General features: G+C 42.7%; 11 protein-coding genes. 2 read left to right on the top strand and 9 right to left on the bottom strand.

The features are described 5' to 3' along the window. Window positions 1-384: 384 nt before the first annotated feature. Both HMPREF0240_RS23460 and HMPREF0240_RS12080 read right to left on the bottom strand, forming a co-directional pair. Window positions 385-3,984, bottom strand: a complete 3,600-nt coding sequence (locus tag HMPREF0240_RS23460) for an Ig-like domain-containing protein (RefSeq protein ID WP_207636761.1) — start codon at window positions 3,982-3,984, stop codon at window positions 385-387. Between the two features lie 399 nt (window positions 3,985-4,383). Further along, window positions 4,384-5,202, bottom strand: a complete 819-nt coding sequence (locus HMPREF0240_RS12080) for an AraC family transcriptional regulator (protein ID WP_009003694.1) — start codon at window positions 5,200-5,202, stop codon at window positions 4,384-4,386. A gap of 105 nt (window positions 5,203-5,307) precedes the next feature. On the opposite strand from HMPREF0240_RS12080, the gene HMPREF0240_RS12075 reads away from it, so the two are divergent. Then, entirely contained in the window at window positions 5,308-6,366 is a 1,059-nt protein-coding gene (locus HMPREF0240_RS12075; protein WP_009003693.1) for a uroporphyrinogen decarboxylase family protein, read from the top strand. A 43-nt stretch (window positions 6,367-6,409) separates the two neighbouring features. Then, window positions 6,410-7,909, top strand: a complete 1,500-nt coding sequence (locus tag HMPREF0240_RS12070; protein WP_242833337.1) for an alpha-L-fucosidase — start codon at window positions 6,410-6,412, stop codon at window positions 7,907-7,909. 96 nt (window positions 7,910-8,005) lie between these two features. Here the strand turns inward: HMPREF0240_RS12070 and HMPREF0240_RS12065 are convergent, their stop codons facing one another. From HMPREF0240_RS12065 to HMPREF0240_RS12035, 7 genes are all read right to left on the bottom strand, one after another. Continuing rightward, the gene (locus HMPREF0240_RS12065) at window positions 8,006-9,073 is read right to left on the bottom strand and encodes a uroporphyrinogen decarboxylase family protein (protein ID WP_240285835.1); all 1,068 of its coding nucleotides are present in this window, start codon (window positions 9,071-9,073) and stop codon (window positions 8,006-8,008) included. Between the two features lie 2 nt (window positions 9,074-9,075). Beyond that, on the bottom strand, window positions 9,076-10,539 hold the full coding sequence (locus HMPREF0240_RS12060) for a response regulator (RefSeq protein WP_025656325.1): 1,464 nt from the start codon (window positions 10,537-10,539) through the stop codon (window positions 9,076-9,078). Window positions 10,540-10,641: 102 nt separating this feature from the next. After that, window positions 10,642-12,396: a histidine kinase gene (locus HMPREF0240_RS12055; protein ID WP_009003689.1), complete on the bottom strand. Its 1,755-nt coding sequence runs from the start codon at window positions 12,394-12,396 to the stop codon at window positions 10,642-10,644. A gap of 87 nt (window positions 12,397-12,483) precedes the next feature. Further along, window positions 12,484-13,878, bottom strand: coding sequence for a sulfatase-like hydrolase/transferase (locus HMPREF0240_RS12050; protein WP_009003687.1), 1,395 nt, complete (start codon window positions 13,876-13,878; stop codon window positions 12,484-12,486). Then, window positions 13,856-15,352 carry a sulfatase gene (locus HMPREF0240_RS12045; protein WP_009003686.1) on the bottom strand — a complete coding sequence of 499 codons (1,497 nt, stop codon included), beginning with the start codon at window positions 15,350-15,352 and terminating at the stop codon, window positions 13,856-13,858. The genes HMPREF0240_RS12050 and HMPREF0240_RS12045 overlap by 23 nt, the downstream gene beginning before the upstream one ends. 4 nt (window positions 15,353-15,356) lie before the next feature. Then, a complete protein-coding gene (locus HMPREF0240_RS12040; protein WP_025656322.1) occupies window positions 15,357-16,178 on the bottom strand; it encodes a carbohydrate ABC transporter permease in 822 nt (273 codons plus the stop codon). Further along, window positions 16,178-17,059: an ABC transporter permease subunit gene (locus tag HMPREF0240_RS12035; protein WP_009003684.1), complete on the bottom strand. Its 882-nt coding sequence runs from the start codon at window positions 17,057-17,059 to the stop codon at window positions 16,178-16,180. Before HMPREF0240_RS12035 ends, HMPREF0240_RS12040 begins: the two co-directional genes overlap by 1 nt. Between the last annotated feature and the right edge of the window lie 23 nt (window positions 17,060-17,082).

Here is a 17,082-nt window from a genome sequence, read left to right as displayed (position 1 = left end):
TCTTGCAGGAAGACGTACACAAAACGAAAAAACTCTGCATGCTGACTTAATCCTTGCCGGTATCACCCAGCTCATAACAGTTGTACTTGCTGATAAAATCAAACATCACGAATATATTCGCAGTTTAAAACCGCTAATTGCTTAGGACTTACCAACTTCAAAAGCTGTTAAGCTTATTAAAGTGCGTCAAAAATCTTTCAACATCACCCTCTATCTCTGAAATCGTGTAAAGCACGATTTCTACCTTGTTTTGAATCAAGATTGCGAACTTGTTTCGCAATTACCTAAATTTTCTGATTATAATACATTCAGATACTGTGTACTTTAGATTTCTTTTCTGTAGTTCAACTACTTGAAGGAGTTGATATTTATAGGTTTATACCGTCATTGTGCAGGTTTCTGCGTTGTACGATTCTCCTTCCTTTTATACTGCCTTAAAAATACTGCCCCAAGAACAGACAATGCCGCCAAAGTTACTGCCAGACCTGCAACAGGCAATGCAGTTTTATCACCCGTCTTAGGCAAGCCAACCGGTTTCTCACCATTCGGCTCTTTCAGTTTCTCACCATTCGGCTCTTTCGGTTTCTCACCATTTGGCTCTTTCGGATCCTCTCCATTTGGCTCTTTGGGCTTATCCTCTCCATCTCCTTCCGCAGCAAAACCAGTCACTACCACTTCGCAGCGTTCAGCCACATCAGGATTTATCAAAGATTGCGCTGTGATGAATGCTTTCCCATCCCCTCTCGCCGTCACTGTACCGTCCTGACCAACTACAGCCACTTTTTCATCCGTACTGCTCCAAACAACACCCGAATCACTAACCGCTTCCGGTTTTACCTGCGCTGTTAGCCGCCCGGTAGGAGACTCTTTTGTTAAAACCAATCTGTTTGCCGATAAAATAATTTCACTCACTGTCACCTTCGTCTTTCCTGCATTAACATCATCTATGACATAAGACGCAGAGACAATATCCTCACCCAGCAAATCGCTGTTCTCCCACATATATATGCTTATGTTGGTTATCTTTTCCGCATTCAGTCCAGCATTAGCGCCGAAATATCCTTCCTCCGCGCCCCATACATCCTCAGATTTTCCAAACTCAGCTATCTTTAGCGTTCTTGTATTTTTGGACGGTATTACAAAATAAAACGTTCTGATAGAACCGCCGTTGTCTGTCACATTGACACGTATCTGTATATCAAAGGGGTTAATGTTGGTTACATTCAGTGCTAACGGCATACCATCATCAAAATCCCAACCTTCTGCATTATTTGCCTGAAGCAGACTAAAGTTCCATGCATTAGGGTCTTTCACCAGCTCATTGACCGTAACTCTAAGCGCCTGTTTTCCCTCAGTAACACCTTCCCCAGTCACCCGTGCAATATGCATTGGCCTGCCAGCAGTAATTGTAAAAACATCCTCTTCGCCTTCTTCAAATGAAACATTAGGGAATTTTTTTCGTTCTGATTCCTGAAAACCTGATACTGTCACAGCGCAGCTTGCCGCGAGCTGCCGGTTATCCTTGGATGTCACAGTGATAACTGCCGTTCCATTCTTATGCGCCGTCACAAGACCGTCCTGGCTGACTGCCGCTACCCTTTCATTCGAGCTGCTCCATAATACTTCCCGATTACTTGCCGTCTCCGGCAGCACCTCCGCCGAAAGCCGCAGGTCACGTTCCGCCGGTGTGAGGGAAGCCTCGCTCTGGCTTATTGATATACTGGCGGCGGCTGTATAAGTAAGCCGAATATCATAAGCACTTTCATTGACTGCCTTGGCTGCTGCGACCAGTTCGGCATAGGGCTGATCTGTCATATCTACAAAGCCACAATTAGAATTTTCACCATCCCATGCCCTTCCCAAAACAGGCTGGTCATAGTATTGGAACCAGTGAGCGCCCACAAGATATTCATTTTGGAATACTCCTGTCATATAGTTCGTGTAGGCATTCGCCCTTGCTTCCTGGGTACCGACCTGCACTAACCCCGGTGCAAAATGGCTGCGGTCGCAGGCATTGAAATGAAATTCGCCGATAATAACTGGCTTATCGTAAGTACCCAACTGCATAAACTCCTGTTCTGCATCTGTTTTATAACAGTTAAAACTTACAACATCTGCATATTTCGCACATGCCTGAATCACCTCGCTGCCGCAGCCCCACTGTGCCAGCCGTGAGCCCAGGTACAGAATATCCGGTAATTTCTCCTTCACAGCCGCACTGATTACACGATAGTATTTATCAGCTAATAAACTTAGGCACATAGATGCGTCTTCTTCTGCAATTGCTCCGTCATATGATGACTCAACCGACTCCCATGATGCAAGCTGCGTCCCCCATGCAGTATTCAATTCGCCAATATCCGCATACTTGTCCTTCAGCGCTGCAATAAATTCCTTTTTTGCATAAATATCAGCCTGGTTCGCATCCCTCTTAAATGCTTCTTTGATCACAGAAAATCTTTGAGCCGGAACCCCTGAATTTCCCCAGGCTATCTCATTGTCAACGTAGATTCCCATACAGTAAGGATCAGAATTAACTCCTTTATCAGCAAGTGCCTGCATCTGCCCCATTGCTTCTGCCGCAAACGCCGGATCGAACGGATCCGAAATATCTCCCCATGAACCGCCGCTGGATAACTTTGCATGGTTTTGGTTCACCCATGCATGGGCAACATAAGGGAATTCATATTCCGCCCCTTTTCCATAGAACATGTCCGGATCTGCCCAGCAGCCCATAGAAGAAAACCCCCATGCCTTGAATCTCCTGACAGCATTCTCCTTCCAGGCTTCCTCCCATGTATCCCCATACTTGCGTTCCAGATTCGCAGTATAGAAATTGAATGCCTTGCCCGCGTTCTGTCCAAACGGCGGACGCAGGCAATTTGCAACATCTGCATAGTGTTCGCCTAATTCTCCGTCCTGCGCCGGAAGCCCCTCGAACATAAATTCCCTCCCGCTTACCCATGTCTGGGCATCAGCCAAGCGAATAATATCCAGGCCTGTGGATACATAAGGATACCCTTGAGGATCAATCAGCATCCATTTCCCTTCCAGCTTTTTTGTGTAAAAATGCCCGGTAGCCTCTTGTCTGTAAGCCTCATTCTTCATACCATAATAAGCAGAGATTTCTCTCGCCTTTGTCTGCTCAAGCTGCTCGGCAAGCAATATCTCCTCCGTATTTTTACTTGTCTGGAAGTCTTCATCAGAACGTATTTTATTGCTGTGATCTATCCCGTTATACTGCCCATAGGTATCCACCAGATTAGAATAGGAAGACTGAAGATCCTGATTAGGGTCGCTGATCACGGAGATATTATCAAAAATAAGCGTTGTTTCCTTCGCACAGCCATTCAGCCAGAAGGTAATGTGTTTGATCGCCGAATAATCAACAACACCGGTTCCCCATCCGTAGGCGGCTGACACGCCTGCATTGCTCGGAGGATTCGCCAGCATCCCCAGCTCAGCCCCCGTTGCTGATGCTGCTGTATTTACCTTTATCGTCTTTTCCGCTGGTATAGTCACCTTAAAGACAGCATCCTGACCGACATCATTAGCCACTGAACAGTCAAACTTTACACAAAGCTCCACTGCATTCTGCATTGTATTCGTCACATCAAAACTTAGACAGCTATCTGTTCCAAAATCCCAGACCTTCCCTTCTTCCGCATATAAATGAAATCCAGGCCACAGGCTGGCGCCATAGGTCACCTTCATTGCTCTGTTTCCATCTGTAATTCCTTCATTTTCAATGACTTCTATTTTTACCGGATTAGCCTGGTCGTTTCCATTGCTGTAATTCGTGTATGTTTCCCCTTGCTCAAAAGAAATCTTCGGCAGCGGAATCTTTTCGTCCCCGCTGCGATTTGCCTGCGCCGTTATGTCTGTGTTATTATCCACAACATCTGCCTGATCCATATCTTCTGTCATGGCCTCGTCTTCCTTTCCTTCACTGCCTATTTCTTTTTCCTCATTCGTATCAGCCATACTCACACTCGCATAAGGTACAGACACGGAAAACACTATAGCAGCGATACAACATGTCATCAATTTGCATATAAATCTCTTCACCCTCATTCTTACACCTCTTTCACTGATTTTTCGACGAAATGGTTAATCTTTTAATATACTTGATATATTACGCGGCAAATTCCCCCCCCTCTTCTTTTAGTATTTTATTTTCTTGATTTCTCGTTTTTATTGTATACTATTAATAGTTTTTAATCAACCATTATTGTTTTTTTATAACTTTTTGCCAGTTTATTATCAGTCTTTTTGTGCACAATAGCCTGAATCTTAATTGACTTTGGCATCACAGAACTCCATAATGAAATACCAATCAAAAGCGGGAACCGCATACCGCCAGCCCCCGCCTTGATTTCCGTATCAAAAGATTCCCCGCATCCTCTTCCGGAACTCTCTGGGAGATCTCCCGTCATTTTGTTGAAAAAATCTGGAAAAATAGAACGCGTCAGAGAATCCGAGTAAACCTGCCACTTCCTGAATCTGCATATCAGTCATGAGGAGATATTTACGCGCTCTGTCCAGAAGCAGTATTTCCATATACTTTTTCAGTCCCATGCCAGTATCCCTTTTAAAATTCCGTGATAATGTATAGTAGGAAACATGGTGTGCGGCTGCAATATCTTTTAAGGTAAGCTTTGCGGAAATATGCTTTTCCAAATATGCAAGCAGCTCCTTCTGTTTCCAAAACCCCTGGTAATTCTGCAAACCACCCTGTTTTTTACTGGCTTCACCGAAAAAAATCGAAGCATATTGATAGAGTATGCCTTTTATGCGTAGTGCATCTTCATTCCCGCCTTTATCCAGCGCCTGCATGAGCACTTCCAAATCACGTCCATCGCACTTCTGCCCCATCACCTCATTACAGCCATAAAAACAGTCCAAACCAGAAACCCACTGTATCTGCATATGAAAGTACAGCTTCCTTATATGGCGTATCTCTCTGTAGTCATAACAGGTTCCTGCCGGTATAAAATATACAAAACCTTGTTTCAGCCTTACGCTTTGATATTCATTTTGCACTTCACCCTCCCCTTCCAGCATAAAATACAGCCTGTTGAAGGGGGATATGATCTTGCGGTAATTCCACCCTCCATCGGTTTCCAGCAAGCCATGTTCCAGAACGACCATATTGATTTCATTAAAGCTATTGTCCATTACTTGATACTTCCTATTATTCATGCAATTTTCTCCATGTTTTAAGCAACTTTCCCCATGTACATATTCACCGTCTGAATTATACTTAATTATATAAAAAACTCTTGAAATTGGAAAGGATAATTTAATATGTCATACAAAAATGGTATAAACGCACTGCATTTGGAAATGCCGGATAAAATTCCGCGCACCGAATACTCCGCACATTTCTACTGGGATCTGATTCAAAAAGTGACAGGTATTCAGGTAAATTCAAAGAGCAGTACTGAAACGCAAAAAAAAGCTTCGGGAGAATTCATAAAAGCCTGGGATTATGGCCTTGTCTGGAATGTACTTCCTTTCAGTGAACAATTTGGCGAACTTCGTACAAGAATGGGTCACGCAAACTTCGCTCAGGACGGCGCTGATTTTTCTGATAACGTACATACATTTATAGAAGAGCCTGAAGACGTGTTTGATTTTGACTTTTTCGAAGCCTATGGAAACCGCCCTCCATCCCTGCTCACCCCGCTTTTTAACGAAAACTATAAACAGATGCAAGATGCGTACCCTGACACGGTAAACATGACAGGAATCTATACAACCTGCATGTCCGGCGTCATTGAAATTCTCGGATGGGATATGCTGCTTTTAGCCGCCGGCATTGATTCTGATGAATTCGGCAGCTTCATGAACCGCTATGCAGAATGGAACATGCAGTATTTTAAGGCTTTGGCACACTCTGATTCTCCTGTGGTTATGGTTCATGATGATATTGTATGGACACAGGGCGCTTTTCTGCATCCCGATTTCTACAGAGAGTATATTTTCCCAAACTACAAAAAGCTTTTCGCCCCCCTACACGAGAGCGGAAAGATCATACTTTATACATCGGATGGGACTTACAGCGAATTTATAGATGACATCGCTTCCTGCGGCATCAATGGATTTGTAATGGAGCCAACAACAGATATGGAATACATCTGTAAGAAATATGGCCAAACCCATTCAATTATTGGGAATGCAGATACTCGTATTCTTTTGAAGGGATCTAAGGAAGACATAGAAAGAGAAGTAAAACGCTGTACAGATTTGGGGCGTAACTGCCCGGGCTACTTCCTCGCAGTCGGCAACCATATTCCTTCCAATACACCGTTGGACAATTGTCTGTGGTACAATGATATGTATGAAAAGTATAGCCGGAGATAGCAACTGTTTTTAAGAAGAAAACAAGAAAATGGAGGAACATAAATTGCAAGCAGAACAGATGGAAAACAGACTGGATATTCTAAAGCAACACTTAAAAAAAATTGATGAAGTAATTGAAAATGGCCCCTATAAAGCTCATTGGGATTCCCTTGCTTTTCATAAAGTACCTGACTGGTACAAGAATGCAAAATTCGGCATTTTTATTCACTGGGGCGTATTTTCAGTACCCGCCTATGGAAGTGAGTGGTATCCAAGATGGATGTATAAAGAAGGAACCGATGAGTACAGGCACCATACCAGTACCTATGGTCCACTGGAACAATTTGGTTATAAGGATTTCATACCGATGTTTAAGGCTGAGAATTTTAATCCAGCAGAATGGATTAACCTGTTTAAAAAAGCCGGGGCTCAATTTATTATGCCAGTTGCAGAGCATCACGATGGTTTTCAGATGTATGACAGTGAACTTTCAGAATGGTGTGCCTCCAAAAAGGGCCCCTGTAAAGATATTTTAGGTTTATTAAAAGCAGAAACAGAAAAAAATAATATGACCTTTACCGCCTCCAGTCACCGTATAGAACATTACTGGTTTATGGGAGGAATGCGTCAGATAAAAAGTGACCTCCCAGCCAATCTTCATTACGGCGATTTTTACTGGCCGTCCTATGAGGAACCATTCGGAGATATGGGGCAGGATGCAGTACAGGGATTTGATGTGGAACCACTGTACATGGAAGACTGGCTTGCCAGAACCTGTGAAATTGTAGATAAATACCGTCCGAAAATCATGTATTTCGACTGGTGGATACAAGTAAATGCAATGAAACCGTATCTAAAAAAATTTGCGGCATATTACTACAATCGGGCTCTGGAATGGGGAGAAGAAGTTACAATCAACTTTAAGAACGATGCCTTTATGTTCGAATGTGCAGTACGGGATATAGAGAGGGGCCAGCTGGCAGATATCTCTCCCTCTTTCTGGCAGAATGATACTTCTGTAGCCAAAAATTCCTGGTGCTATACAATAGGCAACGATTACAAAGAACCTCATGAGGTCATATGCGATCTTGTAGATGTTGTGAGTAAAAATGGTTCTTTACTATTAAATATAGGTCCCAGAGCAGACGGAACGATTCCTGATAAGGATAAGGAAATATTAACAGCAGTAGGCAGGTGGTTGGAAACAAACGGTGAGGGAATTTATGGAAGCCATTACTGGAAGAAGTACGGGGAAGGACCTACGCTTACAAAGGAAGGACACTATACCGATATATTAAGAGATTCTTTCACCTCAGAAGATTTTCGCTTTACTTATAAAAACGGGTATATCTATGCTTTCGCAATGAAATGGCCTGAGGATGGTATCGTTAGGATACACCTGCTGGGCAGAAAATCAAAAACCTTCAATGGAGTCATTAAAAATGTACAGATATTGGGGGCAAAAGAAGATTGCCGGTATATGCTTTGTGATGAGTATCTTACGGTTATGGCAGAGGGTATTCACACAAAAGCCCCGGTAGGGATTAAAATTACGATAGATTAATATGAGTATATAAGTAGTCTACAATATTATTTAACAACGGGTCAGGCGTGTTAAACCCTGACTCGTTGTTCTAAGAGAACTTTTAAAACAGTACCTCTAAGCTTCAATACCAAATGACCTGGGAGCATTGTAAAGAGCTTCTATATTTTCTAATGGCACATCACTTTCAAATGCCTGACTTGCCATTAATATGTAGCCGCCATTACGATTTAGTGTTTTCATAAAATATTTCACTTCTTCCTTTACCTCTTCTGCTGTACCAAAAGGAAGAAGGTATTGCGTATCTATTCCTCCATGGAAGGCAATCTTTCCGCCAAACTCCGAATATAGCTCTTCCGGCTCAAGACCCTTTACTTTCTGTATCGGCTCGAGTACATCTACTTTACATTTTATTAATTCTGGAATCAGCTCTCTTACCGCCCCGCAGGAATGCTGCTGATAAAACACATCATATTGATGTGCAAGATCTACTAGTTTTTTTGTATTCTCTTCAAAGAATTCTCTCCACATGTCAACGCTGAATAATAAGGAAAGCTGGGTACCATAATCATCATGTGGGCGCAATATGTCTATCCTGCCTTCTGCAGCTTCAAAAATTCTTTTATAATACTCCAACTCAAATGCAACCATCTTATCCAGAATGTATTTTGCCACCTCCGGTTCCTCTAACATAAGTACAAAAAATTCTTCCATATTCATCAGGCAGGTTACCTGCTGAAATGGGCCCTCATGCCCTGTAATAATTGCTTTATCTGGATATTTGCAACACTGCTCTTTTATGGACTTATAATCAAACCAGTCCGGATCCGGAACTATAAATTTTTCTGCATCAGATTTGCTTTCGATCCCACTTAAAGGATAGTATGAGACTACCGGATATACATCCGTTTCTGTTTTATGCATTGTTGTTTCATACCCCCAATACGATTCCTTTACCTCCTCGCCTTTGGAATTGATATAACGCTTCAGTTCAGGACCGATATAGCACGGCTCAACCGAAACGATATCTATATGGAATTTATCAATCAGCTGGCTATACTCTGAAAATCCATAGCATTTCATAAGCTTTTCTGTTACGCACGCTACTGCTCCATATGCTGCCGGCACCCTGTCTGGATTCTGATGCCGAATTGCCGCCCTTACTCTTTCTCTTGATGTCATCATAGTCATCTCTCCTCTATGCTCTGTTTTGTACGCCTGCGATATTCTGTAGGTGTCATATTCTCTGTCTTTTTAAAAACTTTAGAAAAATATAATTGATCTGAGAACCCCAAAGCCTCCGCGATTTCTTTTAAAGATAATTCTGTCTCTTTCAGCCATGTCTTGCTTTTCTCAATTCTGACCCTCTGTAAATATTCCATCGGTGACTGTTGAAACTGCTGCTGGAATATGGTCCTGATATATGCCGGTACAAAACCAAACTCATCAGACAGGGTCTGATTCGACACATGCATACTATAATGCCCTTCCAAATAATTTCTCACCTCATAAGCAAATTTTTCTTTATTGCCGCTTATTACCGATTCCTCGTAAAAAGCATCGACTATCAGTTTTTTTACCTCCTGATATAGAGCTTCCATGGAATACACGCTTTCTATTATGCTGTTCACAGACTCTTCCAGATAGATGTTATTGTACCTGCATGGAAATTTGCCGCTGTAAATTAAAAAAGCTGCCTTTAACACGCGCAAAATATCATAACGTTTTTTCCCCCGTTTCTCTATCTCTTCCCTCACAGCCTCATACATCTGTGCCGGAAAATGAACAGCTTCCAGTAAGCTCATCTTCATATCCGGTTCTATGGCTTCACATTCTTCCAACTCAAACAGGCCGCTCTCTTCCACGCTCATAGAAAGCATGGCGCCGCGCCGCATCTCCTTCTGCGCCTTGTAGATCTCGTGCATATACAGGCTTCTGCGGTACAAAATAATGGTTAACACGATTGTAGTGTGGGATTCCGACTTTAGAAACCGTCTTAGAAGCTCGCCTAACCGTCCATTTCCCTGGCGCAGCAGGACAAACTGCTCCTGTGCATTTTTCCCAGGAATCAACCAGAATTCCTCTTCATCAAGCTGGGAATGTAAAAACCCTCTCAATCTTTCTTCCATACGCTCCTGTAAAACAGAAATTGTCTGTGTGTATTGCTCAATGGAAAATGCTCCAAAACAGCACAAAGCAAATTCATATTGTACAGATTCTTTTTTGCCGTCCGTCTCTGCCTCCCCATCCAGTCTTTTCGGTGTATCACAGCAATTTCGTTTTATAAAATATTGTTCCGCCTTATTAAGGATCTGCCGCAATTCTTCCATTTTTACAGGCTTAAGCAAATAATCCATCGAACCATGGCGTAAGGCTTGCTGTACATACTCGAAATCTTTATAGCCGCTGACAACAATAACCGGAATTTCTAACTCCTCCTGCTTCATGTGCCTCATCACTTCCAGCCCATCCATTACCGGCATCCGGATATCCAGAAAAATCAGATCAACCGGCTGCGTCCGTATTACTTCCAATGCATTCTTCCCATTCTGGGCCCTGTAGTATACCTGGAAAGCCGGATTGCATTTTTCTATCAGCCGGCAGATATTTCTTAAGATAGGCGCCTCATCTTCTACTACCAATACTTTCATATGCTCACCTTCTCCCTGCTTAATTCGTATATTTTCTGCCTCAGCTTCTCATGATCCCTGGGCGTAACAGACAGGCTTGTCTGAACTGTTCCCATCGGGCAGTTACATTTTAATGCCGCCGCCAAGATAGATAACCGAAAACTTATCTTTTTCACTGACCACCTTAAAAATCATCTCTTCCTTATATTCTAAATAGAGCCTTGTCATAATATTGCGGATGCTTAGTCCGCCTACCTTTAAATTATGATTGATAATCTCCTTGTCACCAGACATTAACTCCTTTTTAAATGCATTTATCTTCTCTATTTCCTCACTTGTAAACCCAATACCGTTATCATAGACCTTAACGAACCATTTCTCCCTTCCCCAAACACAGGTTATCCTGATATTCCATGGAAATTCCTTTGTCTGCAGGCCATGACTGAGGGAATTCTCTATCACCGGCTGCAGGATGAACCGCGGAACCTTTATAGAACCCTCAGGTATATAATTCTCCAGTTCATACTCCACCCCATTTTCGTACCGCATCTTAACAAGCCTCATATAATTCCCAACATGCTCTATCTCATCCTCCAGGTAAACAGACTGGTCTGTAAACTCATTGCTGTATCGTATCATATCTGACAGATGTTCACAGATTTCAATTACGGTCCGGTAATTTTCTTCTCCTGCATATGCCTGTATGATGGACAAAGTATTGTGTATAAAGTGGGGATTCATCTGGGCCTGCAGTGCGAACATATTTGCCTTTACCTCCGCGGTTTTAATCGCCACATTCTGTTCCATAGATTCATGCAGGCTCTTCATCATTTCCTGAAATGCATCAGAGATAACCTGAAATTCATCGTCGTATTTGGGTACTGAATCCAGCACTTCCTTTTCCAGCTTTGTATTTCGGGCGGTTTCACAAAGTGCAAGAAGCGGCTGAGTCAGATGAGAGGAAATCTTTTTCTGGAGAACGGCCAGGACTATTGCCAATATGACCAGTATAAGGGTGGCGTACAGAACAAAAAAAACGATTAACTCCCGCTGTTCCTTTTTATTTCTAAGCGCAAGAATCCCAATACCATATTCCTCAACTGTCACATCCTGTATATAGTATTGTTCTCTGTACTGCTCTTCTACCCTCTCTTCATCCAGAAGATCTTCATCTGTAAGCCCATTCATAACCGTTTTCGGAATCTGGTGAAAAAACAGCGGGGTTTTTGTGCCGGTATTATATACAATATATCCATCCGTACTGGTGTCATCCCCGAAAAGCTGCTTTTCCCACAGCCCAAGAGCAAGCTCCGCCTCAATATAGCCGACAGTCTCCATGCCGAAAATTGGGCTTGTTTTTATTTTACGGACCACAGAAATACGATCTGCATCAAGGCAAAACCAGTCTGCCGCTTCCTGCTTTTGCTTAAACACCTCGGGGATATAGCTATGTTCACGGTACGACACACTTTCCTGTTCATCAACCGCTTCACCTACATAAACAAAGGTGCCTTCATCATTATAAGCACTGATCCTGCTGACCTTTTCACGTTCCAGGATATACGGCCACAGGATCTTATAGACCTCTGTTTTAGCTTCTGTGTCTATGTCAAATAAATCCGGGCTTTGCCGTGCTGCATTTAATTTACCCGCAAGAAAATCATTTGTCCCGGTCTGCAGGCTTACTGTTTTTAACAGTTCTATCTGGTTCAAAATATTGCGTTCTATCCCCCTCAGCTCATTCTGCATATCGGCTGTGGACTCACGTTCTTTAGCATGAACATATACAACAATACTGAACGAAAAAATAACAAATAAAACTGCGAATAGAAGAGCTGTATTAATTGCCCATAGTTTTACGCTGAAGTTCTTTCTCATATCCGGCCTCCCTGGATTTTCCGTCTCCGCACCCCACAGCCTGTTTAAAACTTACATGTAAGTCTCCGGGAGCACAAATAATAACACTTACGATTCTTTCAGCCAATATCTCCGTCCCATAGGATGTGCTTCGTCCCCCCACTCATCCTTATACTCTGACAGAATCTGCTCCAGTCTGAGTCTTGTAAGGCGGCATGCTTCTTCCTCTGCAAGATTCTCTGTTTCATCGGGATTATTTTGCAGGTCAAACAGCTGTGTACAGTTTGATACGTTCCGATACTGGATCAGTTTATAGCGTCTGTCTTTCACACCGCGTATCAGATCATTATAGGCAAAGTACAAAGTTTCCCGCGTTACTGATGTCTCCTCACCAAAAACCTTCTCAAAGCTTTTCCCTTGTACTGTGGGGGGTATGCTTATCCCCAATATATCACAGAGAGTGGGATAGATATCCAAAAGATACACAAATTGATCTCTTACTTGCCCTTTGGGAATCCCCGGCCCTGCAAAGATAAGCGGTATACGGATGCTTTCTTCATAAAGATTCTGCTTTCCCATCAGTCCGTGGCTGCCGATTGCCAGTCCATTATCGCCTGTCAGAATGATTATTGTATTCTCCCACTGCTGATTTCTTTTTAAAGCCTCCATAATTTTTCCTATTTCATCGTCCAGATGAGTAATCATCGCATAATACTCCGCAAGCTGGCGGCGCATCTCTTCCTCTGTTCTCGGATAAGGTGCCAGCAGCTCATCCCGGATTCCGGAAACCCCAAATTCAAAATGCTGCTTCTGAAAATTGACAGGCAGTGTCATGTTTTCCGGTTGGTATAATTCCTTATATTTATCAGGCATCGTCCGGGGGTCATGGGGCGCAAGATACGCAGTATACAGGAAAAACGGCCTGTCTTCTGTATACTCGTCCAAAAATGAGACTGCCATATCCGTCAGCAGTTCCGTTGAATGGATTCCGGGATGGAATCTGTCACAATGCTGTCTGATTACTTTATTTTCTTCCCAAAAATTAGCGACAAAATTAATTTCATTATCATATTTACCCGTTGGGTCATAATAACACGTAGGCACATTCCAGTGATCCCACATGCCGCCAAAAAATATGTTATCTCCCTGGTGGAAACTCCGGGTAAAAGAGGGCGGGCCATTATGCCACTTTCCCGTCCCATAGCAATAATATCCCGCCTCTTTTAAAGTTTCTCCCAATGTCTTATGTTCCACAGGTATGTTCTGCCCTTCATCCTCCAGTTGAAACAGCGTCCGCCCGGTATGTATCATTGCCCTGCTTGGCATACATACCGCTCCGCTGGTTCCCCCCGGAATATGGGCCTGCGTAAATGAAGTCCCGCATCTGGCAAGTGCATCCATATTAGGTGTTATAATCTCCGGATTTCCTAATTTCCTGATGGTGTTATACCTTTGATCGTCTGTAACAATAAACAAAATATTAGGTTTCTTCGAATGTTTCATATAATCTTTTCAGCTCCTTATAATCATAATCTTCATCCCTGTATTTTTCTTTCGCTTTTTCCATCTGCCGCTTCAATTTTTCCTGGATTTCCAGATATGCGGGCTGCCCATATATATTGTTCAGTTCCTGTGGATCCCGGATCAGATCATACATTTCAAATCCGGGCTGCGTAGGCTGTTTCAAAGCCCCCTTCGCATCCAGAGGCATACCATAATAAAACGTCAGCTTATATTCTTTTGTTCTAATGCCGTAATGGGCAGGATTATCGTGATTGTGTGCCAAATGCATCCAATATCGGAAGTATATATTTTCATGATATTCTTCCTGTTTCTTTCCTGCAATCATATTCCGGCATGAGATTCCCTGTATGTCTTTTACTATATCACATCCTGCATAATCCAGCAATGTAGGTGCAACATCTATGTTGGACATCAGTTCACCGCAGACGGTGCCCGGCGGAATTTCTTTTGGATAGCGGACCAGCATTGGTGTCCGCAGGCTTTCTTCAAAGCTCCACCTTTTATCCTGATAATCATGTTCTCCCAAAAAGATACCTTGATCTGATGTATAAATCACAATTGTGTCATCTAAGATTCCCTGTTCTTCCAACTCATTTAAAATATTTCCCACTGACTCGTCAATGGCCGCCACAGTCCGCAGATAATCCTTTAAGTATTTCTGGTACGCGGCATATCCTTTTTCTTCGAAAGACATTGTTTCTGTTTTGGTCAGCGGCCCTGTGACATAATCCGGTCTGCAGAAGTCTTCATACAGGCTGCGTATTTTACTTCTGGGAGTCACTGAGCTCCCCCGCTCTCTTGTAGCGGGACTTCTGTGTACCTTATTCTCAAATAAGCTGCACGGTACCGGTATCTCTTTCTCTGCAAACATGTCTTCATGCCTTTCATGGTATTCCCAAAAATCATGCGGTGCTTTATGGTTGCACATCACAAAGAACGGTTTCGACCGGTCCCGCTCTTTCAGCCACCGCGTCGTCATATCTGTGATAATATCCGTCACATATCCTTCATGCTGTCTGATTCCCTTTTGCCGCTCTTTAAAAAATGGATTAAAATATACCCCCTGTTCACCTGCTTTCCCTGTCCCATCCGATAAATACTTATATTCATCAAATCCCAAAGGCTCACATCCCAGATGCCATTTTCCAAATAAAGCCGTAGTATATCCCCCATCCTGTAAAAGTTTTGCCAGATTAGGCCCTTTCTCTGGATTCCAGTCATCGTCCAGCGTCCTCACTCCATTTATCTGCCCATACTGTCCGGTCATAATGGTTGCCCTTGCCGGTGTACAAACTGCATTTGTAGCACAGTATGCGTCCATGCGGCATCCTTCCTTTGCAAGCCGATCCAGATGTTTTGTGTGAAATACACCAGATAAAATGGACTGGTAACAGCTTATGGCATTTAAGCTGTGGTCATCCGACATGATATATAATATATTTGGTTTTTTCATTATGTCATCCTTTCACGGCACCAGACGTCATGCCTGATACAATATATTTCTGCAGGAATAAAAACAAAATAATAATTGGCAGGACTGTAAGTGTCAAAACTGCAAAGACGTAATTCCAATTTCTTGCAAACATACCAAAAAAATTATAAACAGACAGTGTTACTGTCCATTTCTGCGCCGATCCCAAATAGAACAGCGGAACCATAAAATCATTCCAACAGCTGATTGCCGTAATCACAATATTGGTTACCGTAATCGGTTTTAATATCGGAAGCAGAACCCGGACAATCATCGTAAACGGCCTGCAGCCATCAATCATGGCAGCCTCATCAATCTCACGGGGAATCCCTTTAACAAAGCTGCTGAAACTCATAATGGTAAATGGCATCCTCATGCCTATATAGATTGCAATTACAGCAAATCTTGTTCCGTAAATATTCAGAACTTTTAACAATGCAAATGTACTGGCGGTCTGTAATGTCATGGTAAGCCCAAAAATAAAGTAGTAATATAATCTTTTCGATGTTTTATCACTCCTCCGGCTTATTACTATCCCGGCAAATGCGCCGAACAGTATGGTAAGTACCGTAGCACTGACTGTAATAACAAAACTGTTCATATAGCCTCTGAGTATATTACCATGCTCAAAAACATACGAATAGTTTTCAAAATGAAATGACTTTGGCCAGGAAAGGTCGAACTGAAGTGCCTGGCCGGCATCCTTTACAGAGCCTAATAACATCATGATAACGGGAACCAGAAACATGGCAGCGAGGATAATCATGAAAATATATTTAATAACGGTTCCTGCTTTTATCCTTTTCATCACATTTCTACCTCCCTTTTTGCAAGATATCGGTTCAGCAGAAACGATATGCATACAACGATCAATGATAATATGACACTTGCAGCACTGGATTCTCCCAGCAGCCCCAGACCAAATGCCTTGTAAACAAATGTGCTGAGCACCTGCGTGTCAAATCCCGGGCCGCCTTTGGTCAGCACGTATATCAAATCAAATACTTTTAAGCTTCCGGTAATATTTAAAGTGATAATAATGGTAAAGGAAGGTATCAGCAGCGGAAGCGTAATATGCCTGAACTGCTTCCATTTTGAAGCCCCCTCAATACATGCGCTTTCATAATAGTCTGCCGGGATAGCCTGCAGGCCGGCGATAAAGATAAACATATTAAACCCCGACCACATCCAGCCTTCAATCAGGATCACAGACCCCATAGCCGTTATATAGTCTGCCAGCCAGTTTACCGCCAGGCCGGACAGCCCTATGCCTGATAGCATGTGATTTAAAAGACCGTCATTTGCCAGAATTGACGTAAAGATAACACCTATAATCATTGGACTTAACACACAGGGGACATAGTAAATTGTCCGGAGTACATTATTCAATTTTGATGCCTTTACTAATGCCAGTGCCAGCAGAAGACCAAACAATGTCTTTAAAATTGTAGTGCTGACAGCAAACAGCAGAGTATTTTGTATGGATCTGATAAAGACGGGATCCTGAAAAATCTTTATGTAGTTGCCCAGCCCCCTGAATACTGGATTGTACATTCTTTCAATATTCCAGTCCGTCATGGACAGCACCGTGCTGATCACAAATGGAAGTATAATAAACAATGTGTATACAAGCAGTGCCGGTGTCGCAAAATAAATTGGATATCGTTTTTTGTTTAATTTCTTGTGCATAATAAAACCTCCTTTCAAAAAAG

Origin of the sequence: Clostridium sp. D5, from assembly GCF_000190355.1 — a bacterium.
GTDB lineage: Bacteria > Bacillota > Clostridia > Lachnospirales > Lachnospiraceae > Faecalicatena > Faecalicatena fissicatena_A.
This window is presented reverse-complemented; position numbering and strand designations above follow the sequence as displayed.